Source organism: Streptomyces sp. HUAS ZL42, from assembly GCF_040782645.1.
Lineage (GTDB): Bacteria > Actinomycetota > Actinomycetes > Streptomycetales > Streptomycetaceae > Streptomyces.
Genome location: NZ_CP160403.1, coordinates 2328600 through 2350678, shown reverse-complemented (window position 1 = coordinate 2350678; position 22079 = coordinate 2328600). Strand labels below are relative to the sequence as shown.

General features: G+C 72.4%; 16 protein-coding genes. 11 read left to right on the top strand and 5 right to left on the bottom strand.

From position 1 onward, the window contains the following. Positions 1–64: 64 nt before the first annotated feature. A complete protein-coding gene (locus ABZO29_RS10890) occupies positions 65–1087 on the bottom strand; it encodes a Gfo/Idh/MocA family oxidoreductase (RefSeq protein ID WP_367319951.1) in 1023 nt (340 codons plus the stop codon). Between the two features lie 129 nt (positions 1088–1216). On the opposite strand from ABZO29_RS10890, the gene ABZO29_RS10885 reads away from it, so the two are divergent. The 8 genes from ABZO29_RS10885 to ABZO29_RS10850 all read left to right on the top strand — a co-directional run bounded on the left by ABZO29_RS10885 (position 1217) and on the right by ABZO29_RS10850 (position 11728). Continuing rightward, complete coding sequence (locus ABZO29_RS10885; RefSeq protein ID WP_367326103.1) at positions 1217–1954, top strand: GntR family transcriptional regulator; 738 nt, start codon at positions 1217–1219, stop codon at positions 1952–1954. A gap of 120 nt (positions 1955–2074) precedes the next feature. After that, the gene (locus ABZO29_RS10880; RefSeq protein ID WP_367319950.1) at positions 2075–3220 is read left to right on the top strand and encodes an ROK family glucokinase; all 1146 of its coding nucleotides are present in this window, start codon (positions 2075–2077) and stop codon (positions 3218–3220) included. After that, positions 3217–3810: a sugar kinase gene (locus ABZO29_RS10875; RefSeq protein ID WP_367319949.1), complete on the top strand. Its 594-nt coding sequence runs from the start codon at positions 3217–3219 to the stop codon at positions 3808–3810. The genes ABZO29_RS10880 and ABZO29_RS10875 overlap by 4 nt, the downstream gene beginning before the upstream one ends. 75 nt (positions 3811–3885) lie before the next feature. After that, a complete protein-coding gene (locus ABZO29_RS10870) occupies positions 3886–6708 on the top strand; it encodes an SNF2-related protein (RefSeq protein WP_367319948.1) in 2823 nt (940 codons plus the stop codon). After that, a complete protein-coding gene (locus ABZO29_RS10865; RefSeq protein ID WP_367319947.1) occupies positions 6708–8789 on the top strand; it encodes an SWIM zinc finger family protein in 2082 nt (693 codons plus the stop codon). The genes ABZO29_RS10870 and ABZO29_RS10865 overlap by 1 nt, the downstream gene beginning before the upstream one ends. 128 nt (positions 8790–8917) lie before the next feature. Then, entirely contained in the window at positions 8918–10219 is a 1302-nt protein-coding gene (gene pcaC, locus ABZO29_RS10860; RefSeq protein WP_367319946.1) for a 4-carboxymuconolactone decarboxylase, read from the top strand. A gap of 41 nt (positions 10220–10260) precedes the next feature. Continuing rightward, positions 10261–10896: an MBL fold metallo-hydrolase gene (locus ABZO29_RS10855; RefSeq protein WP_367319945.1), complete on the top strand. Its 636-nt coding sequence runs from the start codon at positions 10261–10263 to the stop codon at positions 10894–10896. A gap of 52 nt (positions 10897–10948) precedes the next feature. Beyond that, entirely contained in the window at positions 10949–11728 is a 780-nt protein-coding gene (locus tag ABZO29_RS10850) for an exodeoxyribonuclease III (RefSeq protein WP_367319944.1), read from the top strand. Positions 11729–11743: 15 nt separating this feature from the next. Here the strand turns inward: ABZO29_RS10850 and ABZO29_RS10845 are convergent, their stop codons facing one another. Continuing rightward, positions 11744–13507, bottom strand: a complete 1764-nt coding sequence (locus ABZO29_RS10845; protein WP_367319943.1) for an SGNH/GDSL hydrolase family protein — start codon at positions 13505–13507, stop codon at positions 11744–11746. Between the two features lie 155 nt (positions 13508–13662). Here ABZO29_RS10845 and ABZO29_RS10840 point away from each other — a divergent pair, with 155 nt between their 5' ends. Together ABZO29_RS10840 and ABZO29_RS10835 are read left to right on the top strand one after the other, a co-directional pair. Beyond that, complete coding sequence (locus ABZO29_RS10840; RefSeq protein WP_367319942.1) at positions 13663–14070, top strand: DUF6278 family protein; 408 nt, start codon at positions 13663–13665, stop codon at positions 14068–14070. Between the two features lie 126 nt (positions 14071–14196). Then, on the top strand, positions 14197–14940 hold the full coding sequence (locus ABZO29_RS10835; RefSeq protein ID WP_367319941.1) for an amino acid ABC transporter ATP-binding protein: 744 nt from the start codon (positions 14197–14199) through the stop codon (positions 14938–14940). 159 nt (positions 14941–15099) lie between these two features. Here the strand turns inward: ABZO29_RS10835 and ABZO29_RS10830 are convergent, their stop codons facing one another. Continuing rightward, positions 15100–16668 (bottom strand): CocE/NonD family hydrolase, encoded by a 1569-nt coding sequence (locus tag ABZO29_RS10830; protein ID WP_367326102.1) that lies wholly within the window; start codon positions 16666–16668, stop codon positions 15100–15102. Between the two features lie 123 nt (positions 16669–16791). Next, positions 16792–17553 carry a hypothetical protein gene (locus ABZO29_RS10825; RefSeq protein WP_367319940.1) on the bottom strand — a complete coding sequence of 254 codons (762 nt, stop codon included), beginning with the start codon at positions 17551–17553 and terminating at the stop codon, positions 16792–16794. Between the two features lie 144 nt (positions 17554–17697). Here ABZO29_RS10825 and ggt point away from each other — a divergent pair, with 144 nt between their 5' ends. Continuing rightward, positions 17698–19491, top strand: coding sequence for a gamma-glutamyltransferase (ggt, locus tag ABZO29_RS10820; protein WP_367319939.1), 1794 nt, complete (start codon positions 17698–17700; stop codon positions 19489–19491). Positions 19492–19503: 12 nt separating this feature from the next. Here the strand turns inward: ggt and ABZO29_RS10815 are convergent, their stop codons facing one another. Further along, the gene (locus ABZO29_RS10815) at positions 19504–22047 is read right to left on the bottom strand and encodes an ATP-dependent Clp protease ATP-binding subunit (RefSeq protein WP_367319938.1); all 2544 of its coding nucleotides are present in this window, start codon (positions 22045–22047) and stop codon (positions 19504–19506) included. Between the last annotated feature and the right edge of the window lie 32 nt (positions 22048–22079).

The following is a 22079-nucleotide window of genomic DNA, read 5'->3' as shown; positions in this document are numbered from 1 at the left end:
GTGGGCGTAGGCCGGGGGTCCAGGGGGCGGAGCCCCCTGGTGGGGTCGAAGGGGCGGAGCCCCTTCACATACCCCCAGCCCCGGCCCCACCCGGAATCTCCCCGAGCCGCACGACCCTCCGCTCCCGCCGTGACACCTCGCACGCCTCGGCGATCCGCAACGCCTGCAACGCCTCACGCCCGTCGCAGGGGTTGGCCCGCTCACCCCGCACGACCTCCACGAACGCGGCCAGCTCCGCTTCGTACGCGGGAGCGAACCGCTCCAGGAACCCGGTCCAGGGCTTGTCCGCGGCCGGCGGCCCGGTCGGCTCCGTGGAGGCGATCGGCGTACGGTCGTCCAGACCGACGACGATCTGGTCGAGCTCCCCGGCGAGCTCCATGCGCACGTCGTAGCCCGCGCCGTTCAGCCGTGTCGCGGTGGCCGTGGCGAGCGTGCCGTCGTCGAGCGTGAGGACCACGGCCGCCGTGTCGACGTCGCCGGCCTCGCGGAACATCGCGGGCCCGGCGTCGGACCCGGCGGCGTACACGTCCGCGACCTCGTGCCCCGTCACCCAGCGCAGCACGTCGAAGTCGTGGATCAGGGTGTCCCGGTACAGCCCGCCGGACAACGGCAGCCAGGCGGCGGGCGGCGGCGCCTGGTCGGACGTCAGCGCCCGTACGGTGTGCAGGCGCCCGAGCCGTCCGGAGCGCACCGCGTCGCGCGCGCCCGTGTAGCCCGCGTCGAAGCGGCGCTGGAACCCCATCTGCAGAATCGTCCCGGCAGTTTCGACCTCGGCGATCGCGTGCAGTGTGCCGGGCAGGTCCAGGGCGATGGGCTTCTCGCAGAACACCGGCAGCCCCGAGCGTGCTGCCCGACCGATCAGTTCGGCGTGGGCCTGCGTCGCCGTCGTGATCACCACGGCGTCCACGCCCCACTTGAAGATCTCGTCCACTCCGGGTGCCGCCGTCTCCCCGAGACGGTGCGCGAGCCCCTGGGCCCGCGCCGGGTCCACATCCGTGAGGATCAGCGACCCGACCTCACGATGACGGCTGAGGGTGTTCGCGTGAATGGTGCCGATTCGTCCCGTGCCGATGACGCCGATGCGCATGAGAACAAAGTGTGGTCGGAGCGCCCACGCTGTCAATTCGTATGTCCGGACAATCGAACTACACAACTTCCCGTCAACAGCGCACGGAGCTACGCTCGGCCCGTGCCGAAACCAGAAGTGGACCCGACCGTGCGACTCGAGCTCAGTGTGGACCGGAGTTCTCCGGTGCCCTTGTACTTCCAGCTGTCCCAGCAGCTCGAGGCCGCGATCGAGCACGGAACGCTCACTCCGGGCAGCCTGCTCGGCAACGAGATCGAGCTCGCCGCCCGGCTCGGCCTGTCCCGTCCCACGGTCCGCCAGGCCATCCAGTCCCTCGTCGACAAGGGTCTCCTCGTACGCCGCCGCGGCGTCGGCACGCAGGTCGTGCACAGTCAGGTCAAGCGCCCGCTGGAGCTGAGCAGTCTGTACGACGACCTGGAGGCGGCCGGTCAGCGGCCCGCGACCAAGGTGCTCGTCAACACGGTCGTCCCGGCGACCGCCGAAGTGGCGGCCGCGCTCGGCGTGGCCGAGGGCAGCGACGTACACCGGGTGGAGCGGCTGCGTCTCGCACACGCCGAACCGATGGCGTACCTCTGCAACTACCTGCCGCCGGACCTCCTCGACCTGGACACGGCACAGCTCGAGGCCACCGGCCTCTACCGCCTGATGAGGTCCGCCGGAATCACCCTGCACAGCGCCCGCCAGTCCATCGGCGCACGCGCCGCCACCGCCGACGAGGCCGAGCGCCTCGCGGAGGAGGAGGGTGCTCCCCTGCTCACCATGCAGCGCACGACCTTCGACGACACGGGCCGAGCGGTCGAGTTCGGCGACCACATCTACCGCCCGACCCGTTACTCGTTCGAGTTCCAGCTCCTGGTTCGTCCCTGAGCACGGCCACGTGGAGTGCACGCTTCGTCGCAATGTTCGGACAATGCGGCGCCTGTGAAGCATCGCCCCTTCGCTCCCCCGCACAGCACCCGCCGCGACGGTGAGGCAGAATCGAGGCCGATGAGCACCTACGGCAACTTCACCGCCCCCATCGGCTCCCGCCGTGCCCCCGCACTGAAAACCGTGGGCACACGAGAGCGCCGCTCGCACCTGACCGCACCCCGCGTGCCGACGGTCGGTATCGACATCGGCGGTACGAAGGTGATGGCGGGCGTCGTCGACGCCGACGGCAACATACTGGAGAAGGTCCGCACGGAGACGCCGGACAAGTCCAAGAGCCCGAAGGTCGTCGAGGACACCATCGTCGAACTGGTCCTGGACCTGTCCGACCGGCACGACGTGCACGCCGTCGGCATCGGTGCGGCCGGCTGGGTCGACGCCGACCGCAACCGCGTCCTGTTCGCGCCCCATCTGTCCTGGCGCAACGAGCCGCTGCGTGACCGTCTCGCCGGTCGTCTCGCCGTCCCCGTCCTGGTCGACAACGACGCCAACTCCGCCGCCTGGGCCGAGTGGCGCTTCGGTGCCGGCCGCGGCGAGGACCACCTCGTCATGATCACGCTGGGCACCGGCATCGGCGGCGCGATCCTGGAGGACGGCCAGGTCAAGCGCGGCAAGTACGGCGTCGCCGGCGAGTTCGGGCACATGCAGGTCGTGCCCGGCGGCCACCGCTGCCCGTGCGGCAACCGCGGCTGCTGGGAGCAGTACAGCTCGGGCAACGCGCTGGTCCGCGAGGCCAAGGAGCTGGCGGCGGCGGACTCCCCGGTGGCGTACGGGATCATCGAGCACGTCAAGGGCCAGATCGGCGACATCACAGGGCCGATGATCACGGAGCTCGCCCGTGAGGGCGACGCGATGTGCATCGAGCTGCTCCAGGACATCGGCCAGTGGCTCGGCGTCGGCATCGCCAACCTGGCCGCCGCCCTCGACCCGTCCTGCTTCGTGATCGGCGGGGGCGTGTCCGCGGCCGACGACCTGCTGATCGGCCCCGCGCGCGACGCCTTCAAGCGGCACCTCACGGGCCGTGGCTACCGCCCCGAGGCGCGCATCGTCCGCGCCCAGCTCGGCCCCGAGGCCGGCATGGTGGGCGCCGCCGACCTCGCCCGACTGGTCGCCCGCCGCTTCCGCCGCGCCAACCGGCGCCGCGTGGAGCGGCACGAGCGCTACGCGCGGTACACGGAGGCCCGCCGCACCCAGGACACGGCATGACCGCGTCGCTGCCCCGCCAGGCCTCACCCCCGGACGAGCCGCCCCGGCCGGCCGAGGACCGCCGTCACATGATCCGCCGCAGGGCGCTCACCCTGCTGATCATCGTGCTGCTCATCGGTGTCCCGGCCGGCTACCTGGTGATCTCCGCCAACCAGAGCCGCGACAGCGGCAAGGACAAGGAGGCGAAGTACTCCGCGACCGGCCTGACCAAGGGCTGGCCGTCCAGGGTCCAGCGCCGCCTGTACCAGGTGCCGATCCCGCACCCTTCGAACAAGGTCGCGTACTACGAGACGAACAACTGGAAGACCAGCCGCCTCTACGTGCAGTTCCAGACCACGAACGAGGGCCTGGACGAGTTCCTCGCGGGGGTGGGCGTCAGCCGGGCCGACCTGAAGAAGGACGACATCACCATCAGCGCCCGCGACCGCGGCGTCACCGGCTGGAAGTTCTGGGGCGAGGGCGCACGAACCGGCGACTACTTCGGCCTCGTCCACGAGCAGAAGAACCCGAAACCGACCCTGGACGTGGTCGTCAACACGGGCAACCCCACGTACCCCATGGTGTACGTCGTCTCGCGCACGGTTCCCTGACGGCCGGCTGTCAGACCCCGCCCGTAGAGTCGAAGACGTCTGATCCGACGCACGGGCGGGAGGTGAACAGAGCGTATGAGCGACACGGCTGCGGTGGCCGGGCACACGGGAGAATCCGTGCCCGTCCCCGTGCGGCTCGCGGCCGTCTTCCTGCCCGCCCCCCTTCCGCGCGACGGACGGATCGCCTTCTGGGACCCGGAGGACGGACCGCTGCCGGCGGGGGACACCCAACTCACCGTCGTACGACGGCACGGCGCCGGAGTGCGGCGCAGGACGGCCCCCGCGCTGTCGCTGCCGCTCGGCGAGGCGCTCCCGCTGCTCGTGCGTGCCCGGCGTGACCCGGCCGCCCACCCCGCCACCGCCTGCTGGGGCGCCGCCGCCCTGCACGCCCTGCGGCTCGCCGCCCGCGGCCGTCTGCTCCCCGGCCTCACCTCCACCGGCCACGACGCCTGGCGGGCCGGCCCGCTGGACCCGGAGGACGTGGCGCACCTGCGGGCGGTCGCCGCGGCCCTGCCGTACGAGGGCCATGCGGTCCCCCTCCCGGGCCCCGGCCCACTCCGGCTGCCGCAGCCGGAGGCGCTGATGCGCTCCTTCCTGGACGCGGTCGCGGACACCCTGCCCCGCACCCCCGCCGCGCCGTACGCCGCCGGGAAGCCCTTCGCCGACCGCCGTGCCCAGCGGCTGCCCGACGCGCACGACTGGGCCGCGGAGGTCGCGGCCGGCATGGACACGGGTGTGCGGATCTCGCTCCGCCTGGACCTGTCGGCGTACGAGCTGTTCGACAGCGGCGATCGGGCGCGCGGCGTCGGCGCGGCGATCGTCCAGGTGCACAGCCTCGCCGACCCCACCCTCGTGGCCGACGCGGCGGCCCTGTGGGCGGGCGAGGCCGACGACGCCTTCGGTCCACGCGCGCGTGTCGACGCGGCCCTCGCCGTCCGCCGCGCGGCCCGGATCTGGCCGCCGCTCGAGCGGCTCGCCGAACAGGACGCGCCCGACGTCCTGGCCCTGTCCGAGGAGGAGCTGGGCGAACTGCTCGGCGTCGCGGCCGGCCGGCTCGCGGCGGCCGGCGTCGCCGTGCACTGGCCGCGGGACCTGGCGCAGGACCTGACCGCGGCCGCGGTGGTACGGCCCGCGCCGGGCTCGGCGACCGACGGCACCGGATTCTTCGAGAGCGAGGACCTGCTGCAGTTCCGCTGGCAGCTGGCGCTCGGCGGCGACCCGCTCACCGAGGCGGAGATGGACGCGCTCGCCGAGGCCCACCGGCCGGTCGTCCGGTTGCGCGACCAGTGGGTGCTCGTCGACCCGGCCCTGGTGCGCAAGGCCCGCAAACGCGAACTCGGCCTCCTCGACCCGGTGGACGCGCTGTCCGTCGCGCTCACCGGCACCGCGGAGGTCGACGGCGAGACGGTCGAGGCGGTCCCGGTCGGCGCGCTGGCGGCACTGCGCGACCGCCTCACGGCCGGGGTCCGCCCCGCCGAGCCGCCCGCGGGCCTGAACGCCCGTCTGCGGGACTACCAACTCCGGGGCCTGGCCTGGCTGGACCTCATGACCGACCTGGGCCTCGGCGGCTGCCTCGCCGACGACATGGGACTCGGCAAGACGATCACGGTCATCGCGCTGCACCTCCAGCGGGCCCGCCGCGAGCCGACCCTGGTGATCTGCCCGGCCTCGCTGCTCGGCAACTGGCAGCGGGAGATCACCCGGTTCGCGCCCGGCGTTCCCGTCCGCCGTTTCCACGGCCCGGAGCGCAGCCTGGACGACCTCTCCGGCGGATTCGTCCTCACCACGTACGGCACGATGCGCTCGGCCGCACCCACGCTGGCCCAGGAGCGGTGGGGCATGGTCGTCGCGGACGAGGCACAGCACGTCAAGAACCCGTACTCGGCGACCGCGAAGGCCCTGCGCACGATCCCCGCCCCCGCGCGCGTGGCCCTGACCGGCACGCCCGTCGAGAACAACCTGTCGGAACTCTGGGCGCTGCTGGACTGGACGACGCCCGGTCTCCTCGGCCCCCTCAAGTCGTTCCGCGCCCGGCACGCGCGCGCCGTGGAGACCGGCGAGGACGAGGAGGCGGTGGCCCGGCTCGCCCGCCTGGTCCGGCCGTTCCTCCTGCGCCGCAAGAAGTCCGACCCCGGCATCGTCCCCGAACTGCCGCCCAAGACGGAGACGGACCATCCGGTCCCGCTCACCCGCGAACAGGCCTCGCTCTACGAGGCGGTGGTGCGCGAGTCGATGCTGGCGATCGAGACGGCGGAGGGCATCGCGCGCCGCGGCCTGGTCCTGAAACTGCTCGGCGCACTGAAGCAGATCTGCGACCACCCGGCGCTGTACCTCAAGGAGGACGCCGCCCTCGGCGACCGGCTCGCCGCCCGCTCCGGCAAACTCGCCCTCCTCGACGAGCTGTTGGACACCCTGCTGGCCGAGGACGGCTCGGCGCTCGTCTTCACGCAGTACGTCGGGATGGCCCGTCTGATCACGTCCCACCTGGCGACCCGCGCGGTCCCGGTGGACCTCCTCCACGGCGGTACTCCGGTGCCGGAGCGCGAGCGCATGGTGGACCGCTTCCAGAGCGGAGCCTCCCCGGTCCTGGTGCTCTCCCTGAAGGCGGCCGGCACGGGCCTGAACCTGACCCGCGCGGGTCACGTCGTCCACTTCGACCGCTGGTGGAACCCGGCCGTCGAGGAGCAGGCCACCGACCGCGCCTACCGCATCGGGCAGACCCAGCCGGTCCAGGTCCACCGCCTCATCACGGAGGGCACGGTCGAGGACCGCATCGCCGAGATGCTGGAGTCCAAGCGCGCCCTCGCCGACGCGATCCTCGGCTCCGGCGAGTCGGCCCTCACGGAACTGACGGACCGTGAGCTGGCCGACCTGGTGTCACTGCGGAGGGAGGCGTGATGGGGGCTTCCAAACCGCAGGCAAGCCGGCCGGAGGAGCCCGGGCCCGCCGACGCGGCACGCCGGGCATTGCGGGCCGCGCGGGCGGCCGCCGCGAGTACCTCGGAGGGGCAGGAGTCGCCCGGGGCGGGGGCGTCCGAGAGCCCCGGCGGCCAGGGCTCGGTCTCGGAGGAGTCCGAGGGGCGGGCGGCCGGCCCGGAGGGACCTGCGGGCCACACGGCCGATGCGGAGGAGACCGCGAGCGCCGGCCCCGTGGCCCGGCCCGGAGACGCGGCTCGCGCGGCCCTGCGGCGTGCGGTCGTCGCCCGGCGGGGCCTGGGCACCCACGCATCGCAAGTAGCCCCGGATACCACGACGGAACACCCCGGTGGGGCGGCCGACGGCCCCACGCCCGACGCCGACGGCCCCACGCCCGACGCCCCGCCCGGGTCCGGTGAGGGTGACGCACAGCCGTCGGGTGCGCGCCCGGCGGACCTGGCCCGTGAGGCCCTGAGAGCGGCTCGCGCGGAGGCCCGGCAGGCCGGGACGGATGCCGGAGACACCGGAGACGACGCCGGACGCCGACGGTCCGCGCGTCCTCGGCGCCGGACCGACTCGGGTGACCGCGCGCGCGGCGTCCGGGACCGTGACGTACGGGAGTTGCTGGCAGGTGCCTTCCGGATGCCGCCGGAGACGGACATGCCGGAGGAGCCACCGGCCGACAACACCGCGGGACGGCAAGCGAGCTCTGCTCCCCACCCGGCACCCCGGACGCCCCCGAGGCCCACCGCCCCCGCAACCCCCACACCTCCGCCGACCCCCCACCTCCCCCGCTCCATGGCCGCCCCCGCCCGGGACGGCGACCACCGCCGCACCTTCGCCGCCTTCCCGCCCCGGACGCCGGACGACGGGTCCCGCTTCGCCGAGACCTGGTGGGGCAACGCCTGGGTCTCCGCCCTGGAAGAGGGCGCCCTGGACGTCAAGCGGCTGGCACGGGGGCGTGGTTACGCCGACATGGGGCATGTGGACGCGATCACGGTCACGCCCGGGCTGGTGCTCGCCTATGTGCGGGGCAGCCGCCCCCGCCCGTACCGGGTACAGGTGCGGCTGCGGACGCTGGGAGACGCCGACTGGGATCGGTTCCTGGATGCCGCCGTCGAACGGCCGGGGCACATCGCCGCGCTGCTGGACAAGGAGCTGCCCCACTCCCTCGCCGACTGCGGTGTGCCGCTGCTGCCGGGCCCGGGCGACCTCGAACCGCACTGCACTTGCCCCGACCGCGGCCACCCCTGCAAACACGCGGCCGCGCTCTGCTACCAGACCGCACGCCTGCTGGACGCCGACCCCTTCGTCCTGCTCCTGCTCCGCGGCCGCGGCGAACGCGAAGTGCTCGACGCCCTCTCCCGCCGCAATGCAACCCGCGCGGCCCGCGCCGCACAGGAGCAGCAGCCCGCGCCCCTCCCCGGCGTCCGGGCCGCCGAAGCCCTCGCGCCACGCCAACTCCCGCCCCTTCCCACGCCCTTGCCCGTGCCCCCGCACCCCGAGCAGCCCCCGGTCTACCCGGCGGCCCCGGGCGGCCCGGACCCCTTCGCGCTCGACCAGCTGGCGACCGACGCCGCGGCCCGCGCCCACGCCCTGCTCTCCACGGGCCGTGACGAGGTCGGCGAACTCACCCTGTGGCAGGACGCGGTGCGGCTCGCCGCGGCCCGCCCGGGATCGGGGCTCACCGCCGCCACCCGCGCCCTGTACTCCGCGCTCGCCTCGGCCGCCGACCGCTCCCCGGCCGAGCTGGCGCGCGCGGTCGCCGCCTGGCGGCAGGGCGGCCTCGACGGTCTCGCCGTCCTCGAAGAGCCCTGGGATCCGCCGGCCGGCCGCTTCGACCGCGCCCGCCCGCTCCTGCTCGGCGCGGACCTCCCCGCCTTCCGACCCTGGCGCAACCGCCTCACCCACCCCCAGGGCCACGTCCAACTCCGCCTCGGCCGCGACGGTTTGTGGTATGCGTACGAATCGGAGCCGGGCGACGACGACTGGTGGCCCCGCGGCACCCCCGACCTCGATCCGGTCGGCGCGCTGACCGGCCTGGGGGCGCCCAACGAGCTCTGAGCCCCTCGCCGTCCGGTCCGGCATCCCGTGAAGGCGGTGTGAGAGTTCGCCGGTGATGTTCGGGTCCGGCGTGCGGAGACTGGGGGCCCTGCGCCCGGGGTCCCCGAATCGGCGGTTAGCGTGGAGCGGTGAGCGAGACGAACACCCCTGCCCTCCAGTACCGCTTCGACGGCCCCGAGGACGCCCCGGTCATCGTGCTGGGTCCGTCGCTGGGGACGACGTGGCACATGTTCGACCGTCAGGTCCCGGAGCTGGCCCGGCAGTGGCGGGTCTTCCGGTTCGACCTGCCGGGGCACGGCGGCGCCCCGGCGTACCCGGCGGACTCGGTCGGCGACCTCACCGCACGGCTGCTCGCCACCCTCGACGGGATCGGCGTGCAGCGTTTCGGCTACGCCGGCTGCGCGCTGGGCGGTGCGATCGGTGTCGAGCTGGCGCTGCGCCGTCCGGAGCGCCTGGCCTCGCTCGCGCTGATCGCCGCCTCGCCCCGGTTCGGCACAGCCGACGAGTTCCGGCAGCGCGGTGTGATCGTGCGGACCAACGGGCTCGACCCGATCGCCCGTACGGCGCCCGACCGCTGGTTCACCGGCGGGTTCGCCGCCGCGCAGCCCGCGATCACCGACTGGGCGGTGCAGATGGTGCGCACCACCGACCCCGGCTGTTACATCGCGGCCTGCGAGGCGCTCGCGTCGTTCGACGTACGGCCCGAACTCGCCCGCGTGGGCGTGCCCACCCTGGTCCTGGTCGGCGCGGACGACCAGGTCACCGGCCCCGCGGAGGCCCGTACGCTGGTCGCCGGCATCCCGGACGCCCGCCTCGCCGTCGTACCGGGCGCCTCCCACCTGGTGCCGGTCGAACAGCCCGCCGCCGTCACCGACCTCCTCGTCCGGCACTTCTCCACGGCCTGGCAGCCCGCCCACGACTCGACCACCGGCCAGACGGCCATCCCGGCGGCCCCGGTGAAACCGGTCCTCGCCGCGCCGCCGCAGCCCGCGCCCATCGCCGAGATCGCCCCGGCCGTCGTACCGCCGCAGGCCCTCACCATGGGCAGACCGGACCCGTACGACGCCGGGATCAAGGTCAGGCGCGAGGTCCTCGGCGACGCGCACGTCGACCGGGCGCTTTCACAGGCCGACGACTTCTCCGGGGACTTCCAGGAGTTCATCACCCGCTACGCCTGGGGCGAGATCTGGGACCGCCCCGGCCTCGACCGGCGCTCCCGCAGCTGCGTCACCCTCACCGCTCTGGTCGCGGGCGGCCACCTGGAGGAACTGGCGTCCCACACCCGGGCCGCCCTGCGCAACGGCCTCACCCCGAACGAGATCAAGGAGGTGCTGCTGCAGGCGGCGGTCTACTGCGGCGTGCCCGCCGCGAACAGCGCGTTCAGGGTGGCGCAGCAGGTCATCCGCGAGGAGACCACACCCGAGGCGTGAGCGGGCGGGCAACTGCCGAAGCGGGGCGGCAGGATGGACCCATGAAGCTCACGAAGAAGTCGCACGCCTGCGTCCGCCTCGAGAAGGACGGGCGGACGCTCGTCCTCGACCCCGGCGGTTTCAGCGAGGAGGACGCCGCGGTCGGCGCGGAGGCCATCCTGGTCACCCACGAGCATCCCGACCACTTCGACGAGGGGCGGCTGCGGGCCGCGATGGAGGCCGACCCGGCCGCCGAGATCTGGACGCTCAGGTCGGTCGCGGAGCGGATCTCGGCGGCCTTCCCGGGGCGCGTGCACACCGTCGGGCACGGCGACACCTTCGCCGCCGCGGGCTTCGACGTACAGGTCCACGGCGAACTGCACGCGGTGATCCACCCGGACATCCCGCGCATCACCAACGTCGGCTATCTCGTCGACGGCGGCCGCGTCTTCCACCCCGGCGACGCCCTCACCGTCCCCGACCGCCCGGTGGAGACGCTGATGCTCCCGGTCATGGCCCCCTGGAACAAGATCTCCGAGGTCATCGACTACGTCCGCGAGGTCAAGCCCCAGCGCGCATACGACATCCACGACGCCCTCCTCACCGACCTCGCCCGCCCGATCTACGACCGTCAGATCGGGTCGCTCGGCGGCTCGGAACATCTGCGGCTGGCGCCCGGTTCGTCCGCCGACGTCTGAGTACGGAACCGGGCGGGGCCGGTTGTCGGACCCGCCCGGTAGGTTGTGGGGCATGCGCATCGCGACCTGGAACGTGAACTCGATCACCGCCCGCCTGCCGAGGCTGCTCGCCTGGCTGGAGAGCAGCAACACGGACGTGCTCTGCCTGCAGGAGGCCAAGCTCGCCGAGGACCAGTTCCCGTTCGACCAGCTGCGCGAGCTGGGCTACGAGGCGGCGGTCCACGCGACCGGCAGGTGGAACGGCGTGGCGGTGCTCTCCCGCGTCGGCATCGAGGACGTCGTCAAGGGCCTGCCCGGCGACCCCGGGTACGACGGCTCGGTGGAGCCGCGTGCCATCTCCGCGACCTGCGGCCCGGTCCGCGTCTGGTCGGTGTACGTGCCGAACGGGCGCGAGGTGGACCACCCCCACTACGCCTACAAGATCCAGTGGTTCGAGGCACTGAAGGCCGCGGTCGCCGGTGACGCGGCAGGCAGCCGGCCCTTCGCGGTGCTCGGCGACTACAACGTGGCGCCGACGGACGACGACGTCTTCGACCCCGCCGTCTTCGAGGGCGCCACCCACGTCACCCCCGCCGAGCGCGCCGCCCTGGCCTCCCTGCGCGGTACCGGCCTGTCCGACGTGGTTCCGCGGCCCCTGAAGTACGACCACCCGTTCACGTACTGGGACTACCGCCAGCTCTGCTTCCCCAAGAACCGCGGCATGCGCATCGACCTGGTGTACGGCAACGAGCCGTTCGCGAAGGCGGTCAAGGACGCGTACGTCGACCGGGAGGAGCGCAAGGGCAAGGGCGCCTCGGACCACGCGCCGGTCGTGGTGGACCTGGACGTCTAGGGCCTGTCCCGGCGCTCACAGGAGCCTCAGGTCCACCGACTCCGCGAGGGCGGCGTATCCGGCGTCTCCGGGGTGCAGATGGTCCCCGCTGTCGTACGCGGGCAGGATCCATGTCGGGCGGCCGGGATCGCGCAGCACGGCGTCGAAGTCGAGTACGGCGTCGAAGTCGGCGGCGCCGCGGATCCAGGTGTTCACCGCGACCCGCTCGGCCTCGACGGCCGGAGTGCACCGCGCCGACCCCCCGCACGGCAGGAGGGTCGCCGCCAGCACCCGCAGCCCCCGGGCGTGCGTCCGCCCGGCGAGCTCCCGCAGGCCGGCGATCACCTGATCCGCGGTCGTGCCGCCGCGCAGGTCGTTGATGCCCTCGAACACCACGGCCGTACGTGCCGACGTCTGGGCGAAGACGTCCCGGTCGAGCCGGTGCAGGGCGCTCACCCCGGCCGCGTAAGTAACGACGCCGTCGCCCGGATAGCGGTCGGTGACCACACGGTTGCTCGAAATGCCCTGGTTGAGCACGCCGTAGCGCGGGACCGGACGCTGCCGCAGCAGACGCGCGGCCAGCGCGTCGGGCCACCGCCGGTTCGCGTCCACCGTCGAGCTGTCGCCGTCGGTGATCGAGTCGCCGAGCAGCACCACCGAACCCGGCCCGCCGCTCACGTCCACCCCGGTCAGCAGCGGCCAGGCCGTCAGCGTCGAGGTGTACGCCGTCGCGGACCCGTCCGCGGTGTGGTCGCCGGGTTCGCTCACGTACGACCGCTGTATCGCGAGCCGGTGCACGGGCGCCGTCGTCACAAGGCCGGGCAGATGAAAGCTCACCAGCAGATTGGCGTTCGCGGGTACCGGGAAGCCGAGCGGATCGGTGAACGCCTGCGCACCGGCCGGGATCTCGACGCCCGCCGCGCCCCCGAAGGACAGCGGGACCGGCACGTCCCGCGCCGCCGCGTCGCGCTCCTGCACCGCCACCGTCGCGCTCCCGATCCGGACCGGCGCCGCCGCGAAGGTGTTGTCGAAGCGCAGCCGCACCCGCGGCCCGCCCACCGATGTGTGCGCCACGAGCCGCAAGGTCCGGTCGGTCCACGGCCCGACGGCCGCGACGCCGGACGTGGCGGTCGCCCAGCTGCCCGTCCAGCCCGCCCCGTCGTCCCGCACCGACAGCGCGAAGACGTGCATTCCGGCCGCGTGGGGCAGCCGTACCGAGCTGACCTCCAGGCCCCGTACGAGCGGCACCGTCACGACGTACAGGCGGGGTTTCCCGGCGAGCTGACCGCGGGGTGTGTTGACGTGCGGCAGGGCCAGCGCCTTCGTGGCGAGCGGGCCGGTGCGCCAGTCGGGGGCGGTCAGGCGGTACCCGGAGCGGGTGCCGTTCGCGTACGAGACCGTGCCCGTGCCCTTCACCTCCGCATTGCCCGTTCCGGCCACCAGGAAGGCGAGCGCGTCACCGTGCCCCCGCACACGCACGGTCTGCCCCGCCGCCCGCACGTTGTCGGGCCGGCCCGGCATCCGCCGCGGCCAGGTCAGCCTGGCGCCCTGGACAGTGAGTGTGCGGCCCGGAGTCCAGCCCGCCGCCGTGAGGTCCTGCGCCGACAGGGAGGCGCCCGAACCGTCGAAGTCCGCCTCGGCCGGCCGGGCGTCGTCGCTGACGGCCGTGTTGTCGAAGAGCCGCTCCAGGGGGAGCGGGACCGACCGGTCGATCGCGACGGCCCGCGTGGAGCACGCGGGCAGCACCGCCGTCGCGCACAGGACGAGAGCCACCGGCAGCACCCGCACACCTCGGCGCATGTACCACTCCTCCCGACCCGAAGACGCACGGCGAAATTAGGGAGACGGCAGGGACAGGTCAACGCGGCATGCGTGAACACCTCACGAAATCGACCCGAAGAGGCTGCCCGCGCGCCTGTGGTGCGTACGCCGGTACGAGTGACACGCTGGAGGGTATGAAGATCCCTTTTCTGGGCAACCGGCACGAGAGGCCCGGCCTCCCCGACCCCGAGGGCATCGCCGAACTCCTCTCCGAATGTGATCTGCTCCGCTCCCAGGCGTCCGACAACGGCGTCCGACTCGACGACTCCGCCGCCTCGTTGGAAGCCCTCGACCAGCTGCTGCCCCGCTGGCGGGACGACGAGGAGATCCTGCCCTGGCTCGGCAACGACGCGGGGCTCTATCTGGGCACCGTCATCGTGCGCACCGTGCCCGGCGCCACCTGGGTGATCCGGAGCGACGGCCAGCCGATCGTACGGCTCGCCTCCGGCCGCGAGTTCGACGTCGTGGCCTCCGGTCACGAGTGGGCCGTCAGCGGAGCGCCCGAGCTCTCGCAGCGGTACGCGGAAGTCGCGGAGGCATGAACCCGTCACCCACAGGCCGACGTAAATACGGCTAATGATCGAAAGGTGCGTGTCGTCCCTCAGGTTGACTCCCGTCTGGATAGTTTGCGGCAACCACGGCACAGCTGAGAGTGAGTAGGGCTGCGTATGGCCGTCGATCCGTTGATCGAGCTGCGTGACGTCAACAAGTACTTCGGGGAGCTGCATGTCCTGCAGGACATCAACCTCGCCGTCGGCAAGGGGGAGGTGGTCGTGGTCATCGGCCCGTCCGGGTCCGGGAAGTCGACACTGTGCAGAGCGATCAACAGGCTCGAGACCATCCAGTCCGGAACCATCCTGCTCGACGGCAGGCCACTGCCCGAAGAGGGCAAGGGCCTGGCCCGGCTGCGCGCCGACGTGGGCATGGTCTTCCAGTCCTTCAACCTGTTCGCGCACAAGACCGTGCTGCAGAACGTGATGCTGGGCCAGATCAAGGTCCGCAAGGCCGACAAGAAGACGGCCGAGGAGAAGGCCCGCGCCCTGCTCGACCGGGTCGGCGTCGGAACCCAGGCCGACAAGTACCCCGCGCAGCTCTCCGGCGGCCAGCAACAGCGCGTGGCCATCGCCCGAGCGCTCGCGATGGAGCCCAAGGCGATGCTGTTCGACGAGCCCACTTCAGCGCTCGACCCCGAGATGATCAACGAGGTGCTGGAGGTGATGCGGCAACTCGCCCGCGACGGCATGACGATGGTCGTCGTCACCCACGAAATGGGCTTCGCCCGGTCCGCCGCCAACCGCGTCGTGTTCATGGCCGACGGCCGCATCGTCGAGGACCGCACCCCCGACGAGTTCTTCACCAACCCGAGCAGCGACCGCGCCAAGGACTTCCTGTCCAAGATTCTCAAGCACTGAACCGGGCGACTACGATGGGCCGTTCATCCCTGTGCCGACGGTGAGGCCGCCGGACCGCACCGGGACGCTGCTGCCGGGTGGGGATCCCCCCACGGCCCCTGGGCAGACCGTGGGGGGCAGCAGTTCACAGAGCCATACCCGGCCGGCGCCGGCCGGAGATCACTGCTCGCGCAGCGGGATCGACACGTACGACGGGTCGTTCACCGGCGAGGAGAAGGTCAGCTGGGCGCCGGACGGGTTGTGCTCGATGTAGAGCGGGTCGACCGTGTCGACGACCAGGGCGAGCCGGTGCCCCGCCGGGACGTCGTAGGCCGTGGAGAACAACTCCAGGTCGACGCCGAACGGCCGGCCGGGCGTGCGCCCGTGGAAGGTGTACGGCGCGTTGCTGACCAGCTTGCCGAGGCCGAGCGGCCCCACGTCGTACAGGTACGCGACGAGGGTGCCGCTCTCCTCGGTCGGGGTGAGCGTGGTGTGCAGTCGCGCGGTGCCGCGTACCCGCCCAGCGGCGGTGTACTTCTCCGACTGCCATACGGCCGCCCAGCGGCGGGGGAGCAGCGGGATCGCCGCGACCGGCGGCAGCTCGGCGACCTGGTCGAGGATGCTGGACAGGAAGACGACCCCGCCGTCCGCTCCGGAGTCGACGTTCGCGCGGATCGTGGTGGTTCCCGCGAGATTGATCTTCCTGCTGGTCGCGCCGACCGACTTCCAGTCGGGGTAGCCCTCGTAGCCGCCCGAGGAGCGGGACTTGAGCCGCACCGGCTGCTCACGGTCGATGCCGTTGTCCGCGCCCTTAAGGTAGTGGTCGAACCAGCGCCGGGTGTCGGTCCACACGTCGTTGGGCAGGCCGAACAGCCCGGTGATCTCGGCGGTGGCGTGGTCGCCGGGACGCAGCTCCAGTCGCTTCGGGACGGTGAGCTTCCCGTAGAAGTCCGCGAGCTGGTTGGGCGGGAAGACCGTGTCGCCCCAGGCGTTGGCGAGCATGACGGCCGCGCCGTTCTTGTTGAGCTGGTCCACGTATGTCCCGGCAGAACGTTTCTTCCCCCAGTTGATGATGTCCTGTTCCCGGGACAGGTTGGAGGCGTAGAAGTCGTTGAAGATCTGCCGGAGTTCGGCGCTCTGCCTGCCGGTGACGAGGCTCGCGCCGTCCAGCAGACCGGCCGCCTGGACGTGCTGGGTGCGGCCCGAGTAGATGGAGCCGATGAGGTCCGCCCAGCCGCTGAGGGCCGCGACGGCCTTGATCCGCTTGTCGTGCGCGGCGGCGAGCAGGCTGATCCCGGCGCCGTAGGAGACGCCCGCCATGCCGATGTGCCGGGGATCGCTGGGGGTGTTCGCGAGCGCCCAGTCGACGACTTTGGACGCGTCCGCCATGTCGGGCGGGCCGGCCACGGATATCTCGCCGCCGGACTGCCAGAAGCCGCGTACGTTGTACGTCAGCACCACGTAGCCGGAGTTGGCGAGCTGTTCGGCCTGGGCGAGGTACTCGAGCTGGGGCAGGCCCCAGCTCGTGGGCAGCACGATCAGCGGGTAGCGGCGCGAGCCGTCGGCGCCGGCGGGCGTGACGACGTTCGCCTTGAGGACGGTGCCGCCGTCGCCGCTGATGTCGACGAAGCGGACGCCGTTCGCGGCGGCTTGAGCGGTGGGGGCGAGCCCGAGGGCGCTACCGGCGATCAGGGTCGCGGAGACGGCGCCCACGGCGGTCGTACGCAGGGCCTTGCGGTGATGTCCCAGTCCCACGGGGTCACTCCTCACTCGTGTCAGTGCAAAGTGACCAGACGGTAACCTCGAGCCCTTACCGCAAGTAACCCGTCGGTAAGTTACGTGGCAGTAACGATTGTTGTCATGTGAATGAATTCAGGACGCGCGGTGTGAGGTGCGTGGAGCGGGAGTTGAGGCCGGCAGGGGTGCCTGCGCCGCCCGGGTCACGTCCCCGACGAGCTCGACCACGTCCGGGCCGTACGCCTGGGAGTTGACGACCTTCAGCAGCAACACGAAGGAGCTGTTGCCGTGCTTGCGGTACAGCCGTTCGTGGTTGCGGGCGAGATAGCGGGTCGCGGCCTGGTTGGTGATCGCGCGCTGGCCGCAGAACAGGAAGACCGGCCGGCTCAGGCCGGGTTGCCCGGCCGTCAGCCGTGCCAGCAGCACGTATTCGTTCAGGCCGGGCTCCATGCGGTAGCGCTCGCTGCCGATCTGGAACGCCAGCCGGTCCGGGCCCGGTTCGGGGTCGGTGTTCACGCGCACACCGGGCAGCATGGCGTGCATGTGCGCCGCCATACGCCGATTCGACCCGGGGCCGCCGACGCAGAACTCCGTTCGCTCACCGAATCCCTGCCGGGCCGCGTCCTGGGTGATCACCTCGGCGTGCGCCCCGCAGTCCTTGATGAGGGCGGCCAGTTCGAGGAGGGCGAACACGTCGTAGCGGTGCACCGCCAGATCCGCGCTGCCGGCGTCGCGGTTGACCACGAGCAGCGACTCGGAGTTGTCGGGCAGCCCGAAGAAGGCCTGCTTCCTGCGGAGTTTGCGCTTCCACAGGTAGGTGCGGGCCACCCAGCCGATGGCGGCGCTGATGCCGGCCGCGACCACGCCCAGGACGATGTTGCGCACGTCGTCATTCATGGGCGCGCATGGTAGCGGGCCTGTATGGCTTGTACGTACCGGTGTTCGAAGTGTGGCGATCGTATGACGCCTGCCCTGAATGAGCCTGTCGGGGCCACAGGGAAGTGGTTACGCTGCGCGGACATTCGTGGACTGGAGGTAAGGATGCGCCCTGTCGCGCGGAAACTGTCGGTCCTGGCGGTCTCGGCCGCCGTGGTGTCGGTGGGGGCGACAGCGCCGCCCCAGGCCGCCTCGACACCGCAGAAGGTGCCGGTGGCCGTCGGTTACGGCGGCGCCGTCGCGAGCGTCGACGCGGACGCCTCCGCCGCCGGCATCGAGGTCCTGAAGAAGGGCGGCAACGCCGTCGACGCGGCCGTCGCCACGGCCGCCGCGCTCGGCGTCACCGAGCCCTACTCCTCCGGCATCGGCGGAGGCGGCTACTTCGTCTACTACGACGCCAAGTCCCGTACGGTGCAGACCCTCGACGGCCGGGAGACGGCACCCCTGACCGCCGACTCCAACCTGTTCGTGGAGAACGGCAAGGCGCTCGCCTTCGCCGACGCGGTCAGCAGCGGCCTGAGCGTCGGCACGCCGGGCACGCCCGCCACCTGGGCGACGGCCCTCGACAAGTGGGGCAGCAGGAAACTCGGTACGGTCCTGAAGCCGGCCGAGCGGATCGCGCGCGACGGCTTCACCGTCGACGACACCTTCCGCTCGCAGACGGCCGCCAACGAGACCCGCTTCCGCTACTTCCCGGACACGGCGAAGCTGTTCCTGCCGGGCGGGCGGCTCCCCGTCGTCGGCTCCACCTTCAAGAACCCCGATCTCGCCCGCACCTACGAGGAGTTGGGCAAGAAGGGCGTCCGCGCGATCTACCGCGGCGACCTCGGCGAGGACATCGTCGACACGGTCGACAACCCGCCGGTGGACCCGGCTTCGGGATGGAACGCCCGGCCCGGCAAGCTGTCCGCGGCCGACCTGTCCGCCTACCGCACCAAGCTCCAGGCACCGACGAAGACTTCGTACCGCGGCCTGAACGTCTACTCCATGGCCCCCTCGTCCTCCGGCGGCACCACGGTCGGCGAGGCCCTCAACATCCTGGAGAACACCGACCTCTCGAAGGCGAGCGAGGTCCAGTACCTGCACCGCTACCTCGAGGCGAGCCGCATCGCGTTCGCCGACCGCGGGCGCTGGGTCGGCGACCCCGCCTTCGAGGACGTGCCGACGACGGAACTGCTGTCGCAGAAGTACGCCGACTCGCGGGCGTGCCTCATCAAGGACGACGCCGTCCTCACCAGCCCGCTCGCACCCGGCGACCCGCGCCGGCCGACGGCCTGCACCACCGGCGGTACGGCGGCCCCGACGACGTACGAGGGTGAGAACACCACGCATCTGACGGTGGCCGACAAGTGGGGCAACGTCGTCGCCTACACCCTCACCATCGAGCAGACCGGCGGCAGCGGCATCACCGTCCCCGGCCGCGGGTTCATCCTCAACAACGAGCTGACGGACTTCTCCTTCGCCCCGGCCAACCCGGCCGTCCACGACCCGAACCTGCCCGGACCCGGCAAGCGACCGCGTTCGTCGATGTCGCCGACGATCGTGCTCGACCGGCACGGCAAGCCGGTCGTGGCGCTCGGTTCGCCCGGTGGGTCGACCATCATCACCACCGTGCTGCAGACCCTGACCGAGTTCCTCGACCGCGGTCTCCCGCTCGTCGACGCGATCGCGGCACCGCGCGCCAGCCAGCGCAACGCGGCCCAGACCGAACTCGAACCGGGCCTCTACGGCAGTGAACTGCAGAAACAGCTTGAGGCCATCGGGCACGCCTTCAAACTGAATCCCGAGATCGGCGCGGCTACCGGTGTGCAGCGGCTGCCGGACGGCAGGTGGCTGGCCGCCGCGGAGAAGGTACGGCGCGGCGGCGGCTCGGCGATGGTCGTGCACCCGGCGTCGTAGCCGGACGCGTCGTCACAGCTCGGGGGCGGGCGCCGCGTCCTGCGGTCGGAACGCGAGCCGCCCGTCCTCGACGTCCACCGTCACCCGGCTGCCCTCCTTGACACGGCCGTCGAGGAGCAGCCGGGAGAGCTGGTTGTCGACCTCGCGCTGGATGGTGCGGCGCAGCGGGCGGGCGCCGTACTCCGGCTGGTAGCCGTGCTCGGCCAGCCAGTCGACGGCCGCCTCGGCGAACTCGACCTCGATCCCCTGCGCGTTCAGCAGCCGGCGGGTCCGCTCCAGGAGCAGATCGGTGATCTGCCGCAGCTGCTCGTCGGTGAGCTGGCGGAAGAACACGATCTCGTCGATGCGGTTCAGGAACTCCGGCCGGAAGTGCTCGCGCAGCGGCCGCAGGATCTGCTCGCGCCGCGCCTCCTCGGCGGCATCGGTGCCGCCCGCCCCGAACCCGATGCCGGCGCCGCGCCGGGTGATCGCCTCGGAGCCGAGGTTGCTGGTCATCACGATGACCGTGTTGGTGAAGTCCACCGTGCGGCCCTGGGAGTCGGTGAGCCGGCCGTCGTCCAGTACCTGCAGCAGGATGTTGAACACGTCCGGGTGCGCCTTCTCCACCTCGTCGAGGAGGAGCAGCGAGTAGGGATGCCGGCGCACCACCTCGGTGAGCTGTCCGGCCTCCTCGTGGCCGACGTAGCCGGGCGGGGCGCCGACCAGACGGCTGACCGTGTGCCGCTCCTGGTACTCGCTCATGTCCAGGCGGACCATGCGGTCCTCGCTGCCGAACAGCGCCTCCGCGAGGGCACGGGCCAGCTCGGTCTTGCCGACGCCGGTCGGGCCGAGGAAGAGGAAGCTGCCGATCGGCCGGTCGGGGCTCGCGAGCCCGGCGCGTGAGCGCAGCACCGCCTCGGAGACCACGCGGACCGCCTCGTCCTGGCCGACGACCCGCTGGTGCAGATGCTGCTCCAGACCGAGCAGGCGTTCCTTCTCCTCCTGGGTGAGGCTGCTGACCGGGATGTGGGTCAGCCGGGACACGACCTCGGCGATCGCCTCGGCGGTCACCTCCAGGTCCAGTCCCTCGTCGGCCCGGTCGTCGCCCGTCGCCTCCGCGATCCGCTGCTTCAGCTCGCCGATGCGGTCACGCAGCTGTGTCGCCTGCTCGTACTGCTCGTCCGCGACCGCCTGGTCCTTGTCCCGGCCGAGCTGCTCGAGCTCGCGCTCCATGGCACGCACGTCCGTGCCCTTCGTCCGGGCGCCCAGCCGCACCCGCGCCCCCGCCTGGTCGATCAGGTCGATGGCCTTGTCCGGCAGCCGCCTGTCGGTGAGGTACCGGTCGGACAGCTCCACGGCCGCGACCAGCGCCTCGTCGGTGTAGCGGACCTGGTGGTGGGCCTCGTAGCGGTCCCGCAGACCGCGCAGGATCTCGATCGCGTCCGGGACCGTCGGCTCCGGCACCATGATCGGCTGGAAGCGGCGGGCCAGCGCCGCGTCCTTCTCGATCCGCCGGAACTCCTCCAGGGTCGTCGCCCCCACGACGTGCAGCTCGCCACGGGCCAGGGCCGGCTTGAGGATGTTGCCGGCGTCCATCGAACCGCCCTCGCCGCCTCCGCCCGCGCCCACGACGGTGTGCAGCTCGTCGATGAAGACGATCAGCCGGTCGGAGTGCGTGCGGATCTCGTTGACGATGTTGTTCAGCCGCTCCTCGAAGTCGCCGCGGTAGCGGGTGCCGGCGACCACGCCCGTCAGGTCCAGGGCGACCACCCGGCGGCCGATGAGCACGTCGGGCACGTCCCCGTCCGCGATGCGCTGGGCGAGCCCCTCCACGATGGCCGTCTTGCCGACACCCGCGTCACCGATCAGCACGGGGTTGTTCTTGCCGCGCCGGGAGAGCACCTCGATCGTCTGCTCGATCTCCTCCTCCCGGCCGATCACCGGGTCGATACGGCCCTGGCGGGCCAGGTCGGTGAGGTCGCGCCCGTACTTGTCGAGGGTGGGGGTGCCGGTCGGCTGCGGACGTTCCGTCCGCGGCGGCGCGACGTCCGGAGCCTCGGGCGGCAGGCCGCCGGGGGCGAAACGGGCCGAGTTCAGGATGTGCCCGGCGGCCGAGTCCGGGTTCGCGGCGAGGGCGCTGAGCACGTGCTCGGGGCCGATGTAGCCGGCGCCGCGCGACCGGGCCAGATCGTGCGCGTCCAGCAGGGCGCGCTTGGCGGCCGGGGTCAGGGACAGCGACGTCGGCGGGGGTGCCTCGCCCGGCGGATGCTGGGCCGGGCCGGACCGCTCGTCGATCTCCGACGCCAGCGTGTCGGGATCGGCGCCCGCCCTGCTGAGCAGACTCCGGGTGGGCTCGGTGGCGAGGGCGGCGCGCAGCAGATGCTCCGTGTCCAGGTCCCGGCTGCCGTGCTCGGCGGCGTACTGGGCGGCGCCGCGGACGAGCTCCCTCGCCGGCTGGCTGAGGAGCTGGCCGATGTTGATCTGGCGGGGGCCGGGGCGGGGGCCGCCGAAGAAGCGAGCCAGGAATTCACCGAAGGGGTCGCCGTAGCCCTCCGGGCCGTTGAAGCCGCTGGTCATGGCGTTCCGTTCGATCGCGTGCGTTTGCCAGG